The 16,120-nt window shown below is 67.2% G+C and carries 16 protein-coding genes; 2 read left to right on the top strand and 14 right to left on the bottom strand.

Annotated elements, in window-relative coordinates; translation table 11 throughout:
- Positions 1 to 17: 17 nt before the first annotated feature.
- The 7 genes from hflX to dusB all read right to left on the bottom strand — a co-directional run bounded on the left by hflX (position 18) and on the right by dusB (position 9,301).
- Positions 18 to 1,355 (bottom strand): GTPase HflX, encoded by a 1,338-nt coding sequence (hflX, locus tag BMZ69_RS00970; RefSeq protein WP_244543150.1) that lies wholly within the window; start codon positions 1,353 to 1,355, stop codon positions 18 to 20.
- Between the two features lie 80 nt (positions 1,356 to 1,435).
- Positions 1,436 to 1,684: an RNA chaperone Hfq gene (hfq, locus tag BMZ69_RS00965; RefSeq protein WP_057192822.1), complete on the bottom strand. Its 249-nt coding sequence runs from the start codon at positions 1,682 to 1,684 to the stop codon at positions 1,436 to 1,438.
- A 197-nt stretch (positions 1,685 to 1,881) separates the two neighbouring features.
- The gene (locus tag BMZ69_RS00960) at positions 1,882 to 3,249 is read right to left on the bottom strand and encodes a nitrogen assimilation response regulator NtrX (protein ID WP_092153879.1); all 1,368 of its coding nucleotides are present in this window, start codon (positions 3,247 to 3,249) and stop codon (positions 1,882 to 1,884) included.
- The gene (locus BMZ69_RS00955; protein WP_244543149.1) at positions 3,246 to 5,495 is read right to left on the bottom strand and encodes a sensor histidine kinase NtrY-like; all 2,250 of its coding nucleotides are present in this window, start codon (positions 5,493 to 5,495) and stop codon (positions 3,246 to 3,248) included. Before BMZ69_RS00955 ends, BMZ69_RS00960 begins: the two co-directional genes overlap by 4 nt.
- A 145-nt stretch (positions 5,496 to 5,640) precedes the next feature.
- Complete coding sequence (gene ntrC, locus BMZ69_RS00950; RefSeq protein WP_092153877.1) at positions 5,641 to 7,092, bottom strand: nitrogen regulation protein NR(I); 1,452 nt, start codon at positions 7,090 to 7,092, stop codon at positions 5,641 to 5,643.
- A gap of 26 nt (positions 7,093 to 7,118) precedes the next feature.
- Complete coding sequence (locus tag BMZ69_RS00945; protein WP_244543179.1) at positions 7,119 to 8,171, bottom strand: two-component system sensor histidine kinase NtrB; 1,053 nt, start codon at positions 8,169 to 8,171, stop codon at positions 7,119 to 7,121.
- Positions 8,172 to 8,278: 107 nt separating this feature from the next.
- Complete coding sequence (dusB, locus tag BMZ69_RS00940; protein WP_092153875.1) at positions 8,279 to 9,301, bottom strand: tRNA dihydrouridine synthase DusB; 1,023 nt, start codon at positions 9,299 to 9,301, stop codon at positions 8,279 to 8,281.
- 183 nt (positions 9,302 to 9,484) lie between these two features.
- On the opposite strand from dusB, the gene BMZ69_RS00935 reads away from it, so the two are divergent.
- Together BMZ69_RS00935 and BMZ69_RS00930 are read left to right on the top strand one after the other, a co-directional pair.
- Positions 9,485 to 10,678 (top strand): bifunctional 2-C-methyl-D-erythritol 4-phosphate cytidylyltransferase/2-C-methyl-D-erythritol 2,4-cyclodiphosphate synthase, encoded by a 1,194-nt coding sequence (locus tag BMZ69_RS00935; protein WP_092153873.1) that lies wholly within the window; start codon positions 9,485 to 9,487, stop codon positions 10,676 to 10,678.
- Between the two features lie 4 nt (positions 10,679 to 10,682).
- Positions 10,683 to 11,180, top strand: a complete 498-nt coding sequence (locus BMZ69_RS00930; RefSeq protein WP_092153871.1) for a CinA family protein — start codon at positions 10,683 to 10,685, stop codon at positions 11,178 to 11,180.
- Here BMZ69_RS00930 and BMZ69_RS00925 read toward each other — a convergent pair.
- From BMZ69_RS00925 to BMZ69_RS00895, 7 genes are all read right to left on the bottom strand, one after another.
- On the bottom strand, positions 11,167 to 11,646 hold the full coding sequence (locus BMZ69_RS00925) for a type II toxin-antitoxin system RatA family toxin (RefSeq protein WP_092153869.1): 480 nt from the start codon (positions 11,644 to 11,646) through the stop codon (positions 11,167 to 11,169). The two genes, BMZ69_RS00930 and BMZ69_RS00925, sit on opposite strands and share 14 nt — an antisense overlap.
- A 14-nt stretch (positions 11,647 to 11,660) precedes the next feature.
- Positions 11,661 to 12,659, bottom strand: a complete 999-nt coding sequence (lipA, locus tag BMZ69_RS00920; RefSeq protein WP_092153867.1) for a lipoyl synthase — start codon at positions 12,657 to 12,659, stop codon at positions 11,661 to 11,663.
- Positions 12,660 to 12,754: 95 nt separating this feature from the next.
- Positions 12,755 to 13,030, bottom strand: coding sequence for a GlsB/YeaQ/YmgE family stress response membrane protein (locus tag BMZ69_RS00915; protein ID WP_092153865.1), 276 nt, complete (start codon positions 13,028 to 13,030; stop codon positions 12,755 to 12,757).
- A gap of 72 nt (positions 13,031 to 13,102) precedes the next feature.
- Entirely contained in the window at positions 13,103 to 13,438 is a 336-nt protein-coding gene (locus BMZ69_RS00910) for a GlsB/YeaQ/YmgE family stress response membrane protein (protein WP_092153863.1), read from the bottom strand.
- A 46-nt stretch (positions 13,439 to 13,484) separates the two neighbouring features.
- Positions 13,485 to 13,739 carry a GlsB/YeaQ/YmgE family stress response membrane protein gene (locus BMZ69_RS00905; protein WP_210187978.1) on the bottom strand — a complete coding sequence of 85 codons (255 nt, stop codon included), beginning with the start codon at positions 13,737 to 13,739 and terminating at the stop codon, positions 13,485 to 13,487.
- Between the two features lie 166 nt (positions 13,740 to 13,905).
- On the bottom strand, positions 13,906 to 15,345 hold the full coding sequence (gene lpdA, locus BMZ69_RS00900; RefSeq protein ID WP_092153859.1) for a dihydrolipoyl dehydrogenase: 1,440 nt from the start codon (positions 15,343 to 15,345) through the stop codon (positions 13,906 to 13,908).
- A 75-nt stretch (positions 15,346 to 15,420) separates the two neighbouring features.
- Positions 15,421 to 16,113 (bottom strand): SGNH/GDSL hydrolase family protein, encoded by a 693-nt coding sequence (locus tag BMZ69_RS00895; RefSeq protein WP_092153857.1) that lies wholly within the window; start codon positions 16,111 to 16,113, stop codon positions 15,421 to 15,423.
- Positions 16,114 to 16,120 lie beyond the last annotated feature (7 nt).

The raw sequence follows: 16,120 nt of genomic DNA, 5'->3' as shown, positions 1-16,120 counted from the left end.
TGTAACCGACCCCATCCTCAGGGATTGCTGCCGACGCGCTCGGCCTGCGGGAAGCGCGCGCCGAAGGCCCCTTCCCGCTCGGGCGGCAGCCTGACCAGCAGCTCGAGCGTGCCGTCCTCAGCATCCTCGCGCTCGAGGATCTCGCCATTGGCGTGCAGCCAGGCCAGGGACTTGCCGTCGCCCGGCTCTAGAGTGAGCCGGTAGACCGGCCGGGTGCGTGCGATCCGGCGCTCGATCGCGTCGGTCAGCCGTTCCATGCCCTCGCCGGTCAAGGCGGAGACCAGCACCGGCCGGGAGGCGCCGGGCTTGAGCTCGGTCAATGCCGCCTGGCGCTCGCGCTCGTCGACCGAAAGCAGATCGGCCTTGTTCCAGACCTCGATGACGCGGTCGCCATCCTCCGGATCGATGCCGAGATCGCGCAGGATGCCCTGGACATCGGCGGCCTGCGCCTGCGTGTCCTCATGCGAGACATCACGGACATGCAGCAGCACATCGGCCTCGATCGCGTCTTCCAGCGTGGCGCGGAAGGCGGCGACGAGTTGCGTCGGCAGATCGGAGATGAAGCCGACCGTATCCGAGAGCATGATCTTTGCGCCGTGCGGAAGCTTCAGGGCACGCGCCGTCGGGTCGAGCGTGGCAAAGAGCATGTCCTGCGCCAGAACCTCGGCGGAGGTCAGCCGATTGAACAGCGTCGACTTGCCCGCATTGGTGTAGCCGACCAGCGCAACCACCGGATAAGGCACGCGTTTGCGGCTGGCGCGATGCAGCGAGCGGGTGCGCTTCACACTGTCGAGCTCGCGCTCGATCTTGGTCATCCGCTCCTGGATGATGCGCCGGTCGGCCTCGATCTGGGTCTCGCCCGGGCCGCCGAGGAAGCCGAAGCCACCGCGCTGGCGTTCCAGGTGGGTCCAGGAGCGCACGAGCCGGCTCTTCTGGTAGTTGAGATGGGCGAGCTCGACCTGCAGCGCGCCTTCGCGCGTGCGGGCGCGCCGGCCGAAGATCTCGAGGATCAGGCCGGTGCGGTCGATGACCTTGCAGCCGAAGGCCTTCTCCAGATTGCGCTGCTGCACCGGCGACAGGGCGCAATCCATCACGACGAGGCCGATCTCCTCGATCTTGACGCGCTCGGCGAGTTCCTCGACCTTGCCCTTGCCGAGATAGGTCGCGGGCCGCAGCGCCGTCAGCACAACGGGGATCGCCTCGACGATCTGGAGATCGATCGCACCGGCGAGGCCGAACGCCTCGTCCAGCCGCGCCGCATGGCTGCGCTGGTTCTCATCGCCTGCGGCGGCCCGGCTCGCGGCATGGCGCGCCAGATAGGGGCCGATCACAAAGGCGCGAGTGTCCGCGGCCAAGGCATGCTCGGCCGCATCGATCGAGATCCCGATTGCGCTTCCGCTGCCCGTTGTCGAGCTGCCGGACTTGCCGCCCACGGTCAGGCCTTGTCCGTATCCTCGGGCTCGAACAGCTGCACCGGATGGCCGGGCATGATCGTCGAGATCGCATGCTTGTAGACGAGCTGGGAATGCCCGTCGCGGCGCAGCAGGACGCAGAAATTATCGAACCAGGTGACGACGCCCTGCAGTTTGACGCCGTTCACGAGAAAGATGGTGAGGGGAATCTTCTGCTTGCGGACGTGGTTGAGAAAGGTGTCCTGGAGATTTTGAGCCCGCTCGGCGGCCATGGGTAACCCCTGTTGTTGGGATCGCAGCTCGGCTTGCACCTGCGATCCAGATCGTTCCGTTCGGCTTCGGCGCCAATCGCCGGGCCATCGGAACACCGACACTCCATTAGATCGCGACCCAGCGAGAGCGCGCAAGAGTTGCGAGGCGCGAATTTCGATCGGTCGCCTTGCGTGCAGTGCAATACGGCCGCCGGTTCTCAGCCCACCCCTAGCGATTTGAGCTTACGGTGCAGGGCTGAACGCTCCATGCCGATGAACTCCGCCGTGCGCGAAATGTTTCCGGAGAAGCGCGCGATCTGCGCCATCAGATACTCGCGCTCGAAAATCTCACGAGCGTCGCGCAGCGGCAGGCTCATCAGCTTCTCGCCCCCCGAGCCGGAGGGCGTCGTCGGCACCATGGCGCCGACCTCGGCCGGCAGCATCTCGACCGTGATCTCTGCCGTCGGCTCGCCCTTGGTCAGGATCATCAGCCGCTCGACATTGTTGCGCAGCTCGCGGACATTGCCCGGCCATTCATGCGATTGCAGGATCGCCATGGCGTCGCCGCCGATCCGGCGCTTGGGCAGGCCGGTCGCGACCGAGATCTGATCCATGAAGAACTCGATCAGCTCGGGCACATCCTCACGGCGTTCCGACAGAGCCGGCACGCGGATCGGCACGACACCGAGCCGGTGATAGAGATCTTCGCGCAGTTGGCCGTCGGCGATCAGCTTGGCGAGGTCGCGGCTGCTGGAGGAGATGATCCGGACATCGACATGGACGCGGGTGGCGCCGCCGACGCGCTGGAAATTCTGGTCGACCAGCACGCGCAGAATGCGGTTCTGGGTCTCGCGCGGCATGTCGCCGATCTCGTCGATGTAGAGCGAGCCGCCATGGGCTTCCTCGAGCGCGCCGACACGGCGCGAGCGCCCATCGCCGCCCTCGACGCCGAACAGCTCCTCTTCCATCGTCTCCGGTGTGATCGTCGCCGCATTGATCACGACGAAGGGGCCGGCCGAACGGGTCGAAGCATCGTGCAGGGTGCGCGCGGTCAATTCCTTGCCGCAGCCCGGCTCACCGGTGATCAACACGCGGGCATTGGTCGGGGCGACGCGCTCCAGCGTCTGACGCAATTGGTTGACCGCGGTCGAGCGGCCGACGATGCGGCTGGCCTGGACCGAGCGGGTCTTGAGCTCGCGCACCTCGCGCCGCAGCCGCGACGCCTCCAAAGCGCGCTCGGCGACGAGCACGAGCCGATCGGCCTTGAACGGCTTCTCGATGAAGTCGTAGGCGCCGCTCTTGATCGCCGAGACGGCGGTCTCGATGTTGCCGTGGCCGGAGATCATCACCACTGCCAGGTCGGGATGACTCTCCTTGATCAGCTCCAGCACCTGCAATCCGTCAAGCCGGCTGCCCTGCAGCCAGATGTCGAGGAAGACGAGGTTGGGCCGCCGCGCCGCGATCGCGGCCAGCGCCTCGTCGGCGGAGCCCGCCTTGCGCGTCCGATAGCCTTCGTCCTCCAGGAGGCCGGCCACCAGCTCGCGGATATCAACCTCGTCGTCGACGACGAGAATGTCAGCACTCATGCCTTCGTCCCGTTCACTTGTCGTGCGGCGGAAACCGCCGTGCTCTTGCCTGTTTCTGATCGATCTTCGCCGGCCGGCGGCGGACCGGTCTCGATGAACCAGAGCCTGATCTGCGCGCCGCGGGTGCCGTCGGGACGGTCGAGCAGCTCGATGCCGCCGCCATGGTCCTCGAGGATCTTGCCGACGATGGCGAGGCCGAGTCCGGTACCGCCGTCGCGGGTGGTCATATAGGGCTCGAGCAGCTTCTGGCGCTGGTCGGCCGGCAGCCCCTTGCCGTTGTCGAGGATGTCGATGACGATCCGGCCGTCCTGCGTCCGCTCGAAACCGATCTCGATGCGGCCCTTGCCGCGCTCCTCGGCCGGCACGGCCTGGATCGCCTCGGTCGCGTTCTTGATGACATTGGTCAGGGCCTGCGAGATCAGGCGCCGGTCGAAATGCGCCATGACCGGCGTTTCAGGCAGGTTGTCGGAGATGTCGATCTCCGGATTGCCGACCCGCATCAGGAAGGTGACCTGCCGCGCCGTCTCGACGATGTCGTCCCGCGCCGGCGAGGGCTTCGGCATACGGGCGAAGGACGAGAACTCGTCGACCATGCGCCGGATATCCTCGACCTGCCGCACGATGGTGGCGGTGCACTGGTCGAAGATCTCCCTGTCGTCGACGATCACGCGGCCGAACTTGCGCCGGATGCGCTCGGCCGAGAGCTGGATCGGCGTCAGCGGGTTCTTGATCTCATGGGCGATACGGCGGGCGACATCGGCCCAGGCAGCAGTGCGCTGCGCCGAGACGAGATCGGAGATGTCGTCGAGCGTCACCACCAGCCCGGCACCTGCGCCCTCGCCTTCGCGCGTCGCCCGAATGTTGACCATGCGGTCGCGACCGCCGCGGGTGATCGCAACCTGGGTGGAACTCAGCCGCTGGCGGTTGGTGAGCGCCTCCGCGACGAAGCCGGCGATCTCCGGCACGACACGCGCCACCGGTTCGCCGAGCAGGCGCCCGCCGGCACCGAGCAGAGTCTCGGCCGAACGGTTGCTGATCGTGACGTGTCCGTCCTCGTCGATGCCGAGCACGCCGGAAGAGACCCCGGAGAGCACCGTCTCGGTGAAGCGCCGGCGCCGGTCGATCACCTCGCTCGCGGTGACCAGCCCGTCGCGCTGGCGGCGAAGCTCGGCGGTCATCTTGTTGAAGGTCTCGCCGAGATGGGCGAGGTCGCCCTCAGCCCGCCGGATCGGGACCTGGACGTAGAAATTGCCGCTGGAGACCTGATCGGTCGCGTGGATCATCCGCCGGATCGGGGCGACGAGGCCGTTGGCGAAGTTGAGGCCGAGCCAGATCGCCGAGAGCAACAGGATCACCGAGATCAGCGCGTACATCGAGGCGAAGGCGATCTGCACGCCTTTGCGTCGCGCATCGATGCCGAGATATTCGACGGCAGCGCCGCGCGCGACGGCCGGAAACTCGACGGCGAGCGGATCGACCTCGCGAGCGACGTAGAGGAAGGCGCCGTCATAGGTCGGCAGCTTCATCAGCGCGCCGAAGACCCGGCCGGTCGACGGCAGAACACAGATCGGCTCCGGCGAGCTCTGCGCATCGTCGAAGGCTTCGGGATTCGGTTTATGGGGATCGCGCAGCACGTCGATATTGGCTCGGACGAGGATCTCGTCCGGCGGCTTCATGATCCAGACGACCGGCAAACCGAGCGCCGTGGCGCGCGCCGTCAGGAAATTCTCGAACCAGCGCCGATCGGCGTCGTAAGCTGTCTTCGCCCGCCCGAGATCGTCCGAGAGCAATCGGATTTCCCGCCCGAGCGAGCGGCATTGCCCGGTGGTGTAAGCGTCGGCGACCTCGACGGATTTGAAGATCACGTCGCGCATGCGGTCTGAGAACCAGGGCTCGAGGCCGCGCTCCAGCGTCGCCGTGGCGATGATCGCGACGAGGACGGCCGGCAGCGCCGCGACGATGCTGAACAGGCTGACGATCCGCACATGCAGGCCGGCCGCGGCCACGCCTCTGCGCCTGGCGCGAATCAAGACTGCCGCCTCGAAGGCGACGATGATCAGCAGCAGCAGGATCAGCAGGCCATTGATGACGAAGACGCCGACCACGACCTCGTGGACCGGTGCGACCGGCGTCGCGCCCGAGAGCACGAGGAAGGTCGTGAGCGCCGAGACCAACGCGAAGCCGACGACGAGCGCGCCGAGCCAGCCCGAGACCCGGCGGGGCGGGTCGTCGGTCCGGGGCGCCATGCGCATGTCACCGGTCGAGGCCGTCAAAGCGATGTCGAAGCTCCGTTGCTGCGACGCCTTCTTGGCGTCACGCGACGCACTGATGCGCCGCCGCAACGGTGTTGTCAAAATATGACAGATGCAAGGCAGCCACAGTGCCTTGTCGTCACCTGGGCGAACGGACCACCTGCATGTCGAGTTCGCGGATCTTCTTGCGCAAGGTGTTGCGATTCAGTCCCAGCAGCTCGGCGGCCCGGATCTGGTTGCCGCGCGTCGCCGCCAGGGCGGCTGCGATCAGCGGCGGCTCAATCTCGCGCAGGATGCGGTGATACAGCCCCGGCGGCGGGATTTGGTCGCCGAACCCGCCGAAATACTGGCCGAGATGGCGCTCGACCGAACCCGAGAGCGTTTCGGCCCGCTCCGGCGTGGAGCCGCTGCCGGCCTGCACGGGAACACCGCTCGCCGGTTGCAGCTCGGCCTCGACGATCGGCGCGGTGATCGTCTCCTGCGGATAGAGCGCGGCCAGACGCCGCACCAGATTCTCAAGCTCGCGGACGTTGCCGGGCCAGCGATAGCGCCGCAGCACATCCATCGCCTCCGAATCGATCTGCTTGCGCGGCAGCCCTTCCTTCTCGACCAGCGCGAAGAAATGACGGACGAGATCCGGAATGTCCTCGACCCGCTCGCGCAGCGGCGGCAAGCGGATCGGCACGACGTTGAGGCGGAAGAACAGGTCCTCGCGGAACAGCCCATGCGCGATCGAGATGCGCAGATCCTTGTTGGTTGCGGCGACGATGCGGACATTGGTCTTGATCGGCGTGCGGCCGCCGACCGTGGTGTACTCGCCCTGCTGCAGCACGCGCAAAAGCCGCGTCTGCGCCTCCATCGGCATGTCGCCGATCTCGTCGAGGAAGAGCGTGCCGCCCTCCGCCTGCTCGAAGCGGCCGGAGGAGCGGGTCAGCGCCCCGGTGAAGGCGCCCTTCTCATGGCCGAACAGCTCCGATTCGATCAGATCCTTCGGAATCGCCGCCATGTTGATCGCGACGAAGGGGCCGTTGCGCCGTTTGCCGTAATCGTGCAGGGCGCGGGCGACCAGTTCCTTGCCGGTGCCGGACTCGCCGTTGATCATCACGGTCAGGTCGATCGGCATCAGCCGCGCCAGCGCGCGATAGACGTCCTGCATCGCCGGCGAGCGGCCGACCAGCGGGATGTCCTCAGGTTCGGCGGCGTGGTTGCGCGGGGCATCGCCGCGCGGCCGCGACAAGGCCCGCCCGACGATGGCGACGAGCTCCTTCAGGTCGAAGGGTTTTGGCAGGTACTCGTAGGCGCCGCGCTCGGAGGCCTTGATCGCGGTCATGAAGGTGTTCTGCGCGCTCATCACGATGATCGGCAGCTCGGGCCGGACCCGCTTGATGCGCGGCAGCAGGTCGAAGGCGTTGCCGTCCGGCATCACGACGTCGGTGATGATGAGATCGCCGAGCCCTTGCGCCGCCCACGTCCAGAGCGTCGCCGCCTGGCCGGTGGTGCGGACCTCGTAGCCGGCGCGGGCGAGCGCCTGGTTGAGCACGGTGCGGATCGCGGCGTCGTCGTCGGCGATGAGGATGTTACCCGTCGGCATGCGCTTTTCCGTGTCCTGCTCTTTCCTCACCCGGCCTGAGACGGTTTCGCCTCGTGCAGGGGCAATCGAATGCGGAATGTCGTGCGTCGCGGAACGGACTCGCATTCGACAATTCCGCCGTGATCGCCGATCACCTTGGCGACGAGTGCAAGTCCAAGGCCACTTCCCTGCGCCTTGGTGGTGACGAAGGGATCGAACAGGAGCTGGTGCAGGTCCGGCGGCACGCCCGGCCCGTTGTCACGGACGCCGATCTCGAGCGGCAGAGCGAGCCTCGTGCCGGAGCCGGGCGCCTGCATCCGGATGCCCGGGCGATAGGCCGTGGTGAGCGTGATTTCGCCGTCTATGGCGTCGTTGCCGATCGCTTCTGCTGCGTTCTTGACCAGGTTCAGCAGCACCTGGACGAGCTGGTCGCGGTTGCCTGCGACCGGCGGCAATGACGGGTCGTAGACCTCGCTAAAGCGGATGTGGCGGGCAAAGCCCGACTGGGCCAGCCGCTTCACATGGTCGAGCACGTCATGGACGTTGACCGGCCCGCGCTCGGCCGGCCGGTCGTCGCCGAACAGTTCGACGCGCTCGACCAACTTCACGATCCGGTCGGCCTCGTCGCAGATCAATTGCGTCAGCAGGCGGTCGTCATCCTGGACGGAGGCCTCGAGCAGCTGCGCCGCCCCGCGGATGCCGGAGAGCGGGTTCTTGATCTCGTGGGCCAGCATCGCGCCGAGCGCGGTGATCGAACGGGCTGCCCCTCTATGCGTCAATTGCCTGTCCATTTTTTCGGCAATTGTCCGTTCTTGCAGCAGAAGCACGACCGCATCGGGCTGGCTGGGCAACAGAGAGGCAAAGATGTCGACGACGCGGTCGAGTCCGAGCCGGGGCAAGGCGAGCTCGAGCCGGTATTCACTGACGCTGGCGCCGCGACGCTGCACCTCCTCGACCAGTCCAAGGACCGGCGAGCCGAAGGCAACGAGATCGTCGAGGCGCTGGCGCTTCAGCACGAGCGCGCTGGCCTGGAAGAAGTCCTCGGCGGCGGTGTTGGCGTAGAGAATGCCGTGGCCCTCGCCGATCACAAGCACCGGCATGGGCAGAACGTTCAGCGCCTGGATTTCGAGCAGGTCGGACAAGGGATCGTGCCGCTCCTCCAGGCCATCGTTGAACATCGCCATCGTCATCTGCGGGACTTTCGTGATCAGGCGGCGGCGCCGATTTGGTCGGTCGAGAACAATTGCCCGAGCGCGGTGATGGCTCGGGCGGGCTCAGTGGTGGTGAGCAACTCGCGGCGGGCAGCCTCGTCCGGCTCCAATCCGCTGGCGAGCGCCTCGTCTGCATAAGCGGCGAGATGCTTGCGGGCATGGCGGATGCCGGTCTCGCGCCCCATCAGGGAGAGCAGGCCCTCATAGTGCTCGCGGGCGATGTCGTGCTTGGCAGCGAGCGAGATCGCTGGCGGCGCGCGGCCTGCCAGCGCGGCGCCGATCGCGCCGGGCAGCCAGGGGCGGCCCGTTGCGGCGCGGCCGACCATGACATAGTCGGCGCCCGAGCGTTCCAGGCAGGACTGTGCCTGTGCCAATGTCGCGATGTCGCCATTGGCGACCAGCGGAAACGTGCCCGCCGTTCGGACCGGACGGATCGCCGCCCAATCGGCCTGGCCCTTGTAGAATTGCTGGCGGGTGCGGCCATGGACAGTGATGGCTGCCGCCCCGGCGATGACGGCCCGGCGTGCCAGCTCCGGCGCATTGCGGCTGGCATCGTCCCAGCCGAGCCGCATCTTGACGGTGACCGGCACCTTCACCGCCGCGACGACTGCCTCGACCAGGCCGACGGCATGGTCGAGATCGCGCATCAGCGCCGAGCCGGCCCAGCCGCCGACCACCCGCTTGGCCGGACAACCCATATTGATGTCGACGATGTCGGCGCCTGACGCCTCGGCGAGTTGGGCCGCCTCGGCGAGCCAGCGTGCCTCGCAGCCGGCGAGCTGGACGACATGCGGCGTGACGCCGGCTCCTTCCGCCCGCAGCCTTGCCTCCTCGCTACCACGGACGAGCTCGTCGGAGGCGACCATCTCGGAGACCACAAGCCCGGCGCCGAAGCGCGCAGCGATCCGGCGCATCGCCAGATCGGTCACACCCGACATCGGCGCGAGGAAGGCGCGTGACGCCGGTAGAAGCCCGCCGATCGACGCTTCGCGCTCGCCCGAATTTGAGGCAATTTCCATTTTGCCGATTTATTGGACAAATGCTGCGCCGCGCAAGAGAATTTCGCGACATGCTGCATTGCAATATCGGCATGTGCAGCGATCGATCGTCCCGCCATGTCCCGTTCCGGAGTGCCGGTGGCTTGGCGGCAGCGTCTTGCCGTCCTATCAGCGAAGCCCCATGCCGAGGAGCCAAGAGGATCGATGACATCGGCTGTCGCCGCCCTGATCGTTGCCGCCGGACGCGGCCTACGCGCCGGAGCCGGTTCTCCCAAGCAATACCGGCAGCTGGGCGGCGTGCCGGTCCTGTGCCGCACGCTCGCGCCCTTATTCGCCGACGATCGCATCGGGACAGTACTGGTGGTGATCGGCTGCGGCGACAGCGCGCGTTATGACGATGCGATCAGCCATCTTCCGGAGGCGGCGCGCGCCCGGCTGACCGCGCCGATCGACGGCGGCGAGACCCGGCAGGATTCGGTTCGCGCAGGGCTGGAGGCGCTGGCCGCCATCGGCTTCGACGGCAATGTGCTCGTGCACGACGCAGCCCGCCCGTTCGTCTCGCCAGACTTGATCGAGCGTGCCTTGGCGGCAAGCGCGGAGCATGTCGCCGCTATCCCGGCGCTCGCGGTCACGGACACGGTCAAGCGTGTCGATGCCGCCGGCCTGATCGAGGAGACCCTGCCGCGCGAGCAACTCGTCTTCGTGCAGACGCCGCAGGCCTTCGCCTTCCAGCCGCTGCTCGCCGCGCACCGGGCCGCCCACGCCGCCGCAGCCGGCGGCTTCACCGACGATTCCGCCATCATGGAATGGGCCGGCCATCGCGTCGCGACCTTCGCCGGAGATCCGATGAACCTGAAGCTGACCTATCCCGGCGATTTCGAACAGGCCGAGCAGCGCCTCGCCCGCCCGCTCGTGACCCGCATTGGCACGGGCTACGACGTCCACGCCTTCGCCGAGGGCGACCATGTCTGGCTCGGCGGCATCCGCATCCCGCATAGCCGCGGCGTCACCGCGCATTCGGACGGCGACGTCGCCCTGCACGCACTCACCGACGCCGTGCTGGGGGCCCTCGCCGATGGCGATATCGGCAGCCATTTCCCGCCGAGCGACCCGCAATGGCGCGGCGCTTCCTCCGACCGCTTCCTCGCCTTCGCGGCGGAGCGCGTCCGGCAGCGCGGCGGCAGGATCGATCATCTCGACCTGACCATCGTCTGCGAGAGCCCGAAGGTCGGCCCGCATCGCGATGCCATCCGGGCCCGCATCGCGCAGATCGCGGGCCTGCGCCTCGATCAGGTCGGCACCAAGGCGACGACCTCGGAGCGCCTCGGCTTCACCGGGCGCGGCGAAGGCCTGGCCGCTCTCGCCACCGCCACCATCCGCCTGCCCGAGCCGGAGTGAGGCCATGTTCGATCTCGACATCCGTTCGCTTGCCGCCGAACTGCTCAACATCTCGCGCGAGCGTGGCATCACCGTTGCAACGGTCGAATCCTGTACCGGCGGACTGGTCGCCGGTGCGCTGACCGCGATTTCAGGCTCGTCCAGCATGGTGCTCGGCGGCCTCGTCACCTATTCGAACGAGGCGAAGACGGTGCTGGCCGGCGTCCCGGCCGAATTGATCCGCGAGCATGGCGCGGTCAGCGAGCCGGTCGCGCGCGCCATGGCGGAGGGTGGCCGGCAACGGCTGTCGTCGCGGCTCGCCGTCTCGATCACCGGCATCGCCGGCCCGGACGGCGGTAGCGAGGCGAAACCGGTCGGGCTGGTGCATTTCGCCTGCGCCAACGGAGCGCAGACACTGCATCGCGAGAAGCGCTTCGGCGCGAAGGGACGCGACGAAATCAGGCGCCTCAGCGTTCTGGAAGCGCTCGACCTGCTATGCGAGGCCTCGCTCAGCTTGAAATGACAGGGGCGGCCGTGCCGCCGGCGCCATAGATCGCATCGGCGCGTTTCTCGAAGGCTTCGGCGAACTTGCGGAAGGCCTTGTCGAACATCGCGCCCATCAAAAGGCCGAGCATGCGGCTGGCGAATTCGTAGGAGATGAAGAAGCCGACCTCGCTGCCGGTCTCGAGCGGCTTGAAGCTCCAGCGGTTCTCCAGATAGCGGAACGGCCCGTCGACATATTCGACGAGGATCTTGAGGTTCGCGGGATCGAGCGTGACGCGGCTGGTGAAGGTCTCGCGGATCGCCTTGTAGCCGACCGTCATGTCGGCGAGCAGCACCTCCCCGCCCCCGTCGCGCGGCGTGCGCCGACGGACCGTCAGCCCCTCGCAGAGCGGCAGGAACTGCGGGTACTTCTCGATATCCGCCACCAGCGCGAACATCTCTCCGGGTGAGTGCTTCACCCGGCGGGTGTTGTTGAACATCGGCATGAGTACGGAGCCGATCAGTCGCCGAGCTTGGCCGCGCGCGCCGCCCGCAGCTTGGCGAAATCCTCGCCGGCATGGTGCGAGGAGCGCGTCAGCGGCGTCGAAGAGACCATCAGGAAGCCCTTCACATAGGCGATGGTCTCGAAGCTCTTGAACTCGTCCGGCGTGACGAAGCGCACGACTTCATGGTGCTTGCGCGACGGCGCCAGGTACTGGCCGATGGTGATGAAATCGACCTCGGCCGAACGCAGGTCGTCCATCAGCTGCAGCACCTCGTTCCGCTCCTCGCCGAGGCCGACCATGATGCCGGACTTGGTGAAGATGGTCGGGTCGAGCTCCTTGACCTGCTGCAGCAGCCGCAGCGAATGGAAATAGCGGGCGCCGGGACGCACCTTCAGATACTTGCCGGGCACGGTCTCGAGATTGTGGTTGAACACGTCGGGCTTGGCCGCGACGACGACTTCGAGCGCGCCGGGCTTGCGCAGGAAGTCCGGCGTCAGGATCTCGATCGTCGTGCCGGGCGACGCCTCGCGGATGGCGCGGATGACGCGGGCGAAATGCTCGGCGCCGCCATCCTTGAGATCGTCGCGGTCGACCGAGGTGATCACGACATGCTCAAGGCCGAGCTTGGCGACGGCGTCGGCGACCTTGCGCGGCTCATGCGCGTCGAGCGCTTCCGGCACGCCGGTCTTGACGTTGCAGAAGGCACAGGCGCGCGTGCAGGTGTCGCCCATGATCATGAAGGTGGCGTGCTTTTTCTCCCAGCACTCGCCGATATTGGGGCAGCCCGCCTCCTCGCAGACGGTGACGAGCTTCTCGGCCTTCACGATCTTCTGGGTCTCGGCCCATTTCGGCGAGCCCGGCGCCTTGACCCGAATCCAGTCCGGCTTGCGCAGGATCGGGTTCTCCGGCCGCTTCTGCTTTTCCGGATGGCGCAGTTCCGGCTTCACCTCGGCTTTCGGGTTGCCGGCATTGGCGCGCGGATCGCGGTTGAGGAGGTCGAGCACGACGGCCATGGACGGGTCCGTTACTGGCGCCGCGCAGCAGGGCGCGGCCACTCCCGTCTAGCTAATGCCGAAGTGCGGCGCGGGCAACCCGCGCGCAGCAGAACTCAGTTGCGCACGGCGCGCCAGACCACGATCAGCAGGCAGGCGCCGGCGATCGCGGCGGTGAGCGTGCGCCAGAAGCCGAAGACCGGAATGTCCAGCAGCTCCGCGATGCGGCTGCCGACGAAGGAGCCGGCGACGCCGACGATCATGTTGGTGAAGAGGCCGTGATCAGACGAGGTGACGCGCTCGGCGATCCAGCCGGCAAGAACGCCGATCAGCAGCGTCATGAAGAAGCCGTAGCCCGGCGTGCCGAGCGCGGCATAGATCTGGTCGTTCATGATAGTCCCCCTGCCCTCAAAGACCGGCCATTCGGCCGCCCACGACAACGCGCCGCCCGCTCGCTGGTTCCGTCAGGCGATGAAGCGGGCCAGCAGCACGACCAGGATCGCGCCGATCACCGCCATCGCCATCGAATCGAGGAAACGGTAGCCGGTACTGGCCCGCCAGCCGGTGACGCGCACGATGCCCTGGCCGACCAGCATGCCGAGCAGCCCGACCACGGCATGGCGCAGGAAGCCTCCGCCTCCGACCACCAGACTGGCGATGAAGCCTGCGGCTGTACCGAAGGCGACCGGCGGCAGCAGCCGACGCCAATCGAGCGCGAAATCCCGCCTTGGAGGCAGGATCTCGATCCTGTCGTTGGGCACGACCTTGTCAGCCTTGGCGGATTTGCGGGCGCGGCTCATCGGCCGGATATGGCCTGCGCGACCGGCAAATGCCAGCGCCCGCCGCTCAGGCGATCAACCGGGCCAGGAAGACCACGACGATCGCGCCGATCGTCGCGGTGACGATCTGCGAGATCAGCGGATTGCCGATGCCGAGGTTGATGCCGAGCGCCGAGAGCAGGAAGCTGCCGACGAAGGCGCCGATCAGGCCGGTGATGATGTAGCGGATCAACCCACCGCCACCCATGACGATGCTGGCGAGCCAGCCGGCGACGGCGCCGATGGCAATGGCGACGAGAATGGCACGAAGGTCCATGGTGATCTTCCCCAAGCAATGACAGGAGGATCAGCAAGCTTACATGAAGCGGGTATGAACGATGCGGCGCTCTGCCGTCGTTGCGAGGAGCGCAGCGACGACGCAATCCAGGAAGACGTAGAGATGTGCGGCCCCTGGATTGCTTCGCTTACGCTCGCAATGACGGAACGGCTCAGGCGTTCAGCACCTTGCCATAGGCGTCGAGCACCGCCTCCTTCATCGTCTCCGACAGGGTCGGATGCGGGAAGATGGTGTGCATCAGCTCTTCCTCGGTGGTCTCGAGGTTCATCGCGACCACGAAGCCCTGGATCAGCTCGGTGACTTCGGCACCGACCATATGGGCGCCGAGCAGCTTGCCGGTCTTGGCGTCGAACACCGTCTTGACCATGCCGCTGTCCTCGCCGAGCGCCACCGCCTTGCCGTTGGCGACGAAGTTGAAGCGGCCGACCTTGAGCTGGTGGCCGGCTTCCTTGGCCTTCGCCTCGGTCAGGCCGACGCTGGCGATCTGCGGGTGGCAATAGGTGCAGCCCGGGATCATCGCCTTGTCCATCGGGTGCGGATGCAGGCCCTTGATCGCCTCGACGCAGATCACCGCCTCATGCTCGGCCTTGTGCGCCAGCATCGGCGGGCCGGCGACGTCGCCGATCGCATAGACGCCCTTCACATTGGTACGGCAGAGCCCGTCGATCGCGATCACGCCGCGGTCGAGCTTCACGCCGAGCGCCTCGAGGCCGAGATTCTCGACATTGGCGACGACGCCGACGGCCGAGATCATCCGTTCGGCGGTGATCGTCTGCTTGTTGCCCTTCTCGTCCTCGACATGGGCGGTGACGGAGTTCGCTCCCTTCTCGACCTTGGTGACCTTGGTCGAGGTCAGGATCTTCATGCCCTGCTTCTCGAAGGCTTTTCGCGCGAATGCGCCGATCTCGGCATCCTCGACCGGGACGACCTGCGGCATGATCTCGACCACCGTCACCTCGGCGCCGAGCGTGCGATAGAACGAGGCGAACTCGATGCCGATCGCGCCCGACCCCATCACCACCAGCGATTTCGGCATGGTCGGCGGCACCAGCGCCTCGAAATAGGTCCAGATCAGCTTGCCGTCCGGCTCCAGCCCCGGCAGAGCGCGCGGACGGGCGCCGGTCGCGACGATGATGTGGTCGGCGGTATAGGTGCCCTCGCCCTTGGCGCCCTTCGGGATCGGACCCTGCGGCTGCATCGCCGGCTTCTTGGTCGGAGCGACGACGATGGTGTTGGCCTTGGTGAGCTTGGCCTCGCCCCAGATCACGTCGACCTTGTTCTTCTTCATCAGGAACTGGACGCCGTTGTTCATGCGCACCGCGATGCCGCGAGAGCGCTTCACCACCGCCTCCAGATCGGCCTTGAACGAGCCTTCCAGCGTCAGCCCGTAATCCTTGGCGTGCTGGCCGTAATGCAGGATCTCGGCCGAGCGCAGCAGCGCCTTGGTCGGAATGCAGCCCCAGTTCGAGCAGATGCCGGCAAGGTGCTCGCGCTCGACGATCGCGGTCTTGAAGCCGAGCTGCGCCGCGCGGATCGCCGCGACATAGCCGCCGGGGCCGGAGCCGATGATGATGATGTCGTAGTCAGCCATGGGAAATGCCTCGGCTCGTTCTGCCCACCGCGGGCAGTGTTGATGGTGCGGGGCAAGGCCCCGATCGAATGTCGTCTACGGGCCCGTGATGCGCAGCGCCGGCCCGCGCGCCGGCAGTGGCAGGCCGAGCAGGCCATCGACGACCGGCGCCAATGCCAGCCCGATCGCACGGGTGTTGTCGGCGTCGAGGTGGATGCCGTCCGCGCCGGTCACGGTCGCGACCGCCGCCGCGTCGAAGAAATTGACGCCGATCTCGTCGGCGATGCGGCGATAATAGGTCGCCAGCAGCGCCATCTTCTCGGGCGCGCCCTCCATGAAGAAATTGGCCTCGTGCTCGGGATCGTCGGGCATGCGGACCACCGGCGGCGAGACGATCAGCACCTCCGGTACGGGCATGCCGGGCTCGACCGGCGGACGCTGCGCAAGCTGCGCCAGCATCCGCATCGAGCGGGCGACGTCGTAGGGTGCGAGCGAATGCTGGCGCTGGCAGTCATTGGTGCCGAGCATCAGGATGACGAGATCGAGCGGCGCATGGCACTCGATGAACAGCGGCAGCAGCGAGATGCCGGAGCGATAGGGGCGCAGCGGATCGTCGAGCGCGATCCGCCGGCCGTTCAGCCCCTCCTCGATCACCGTGGCGTAGCCGCCGAGCGCCTTTTCCAGCACCCGCGGCCAGCGCACATCGTCGCCATGTCGCTCCGGCCGGTTGGCGATCCGGCCCCAGGTCAGGGAATCGCCGAAGGCGAGGATGCGGGCCTGGCGGGTCATCGCCGCC

The sequence above is a fragment of the Allobosea sp. CRIB-10 genome, from assembly GCF_900112185.1.
Classification (GTDB): Bacteria; Pseudomonadota; Alphaproteobacteria; order Rhizobiales; family Beijerinckiaceae; genus Allobosea.
This window is presented reverse-complemented; position numbering and strand designations above follow the sequence as displayed.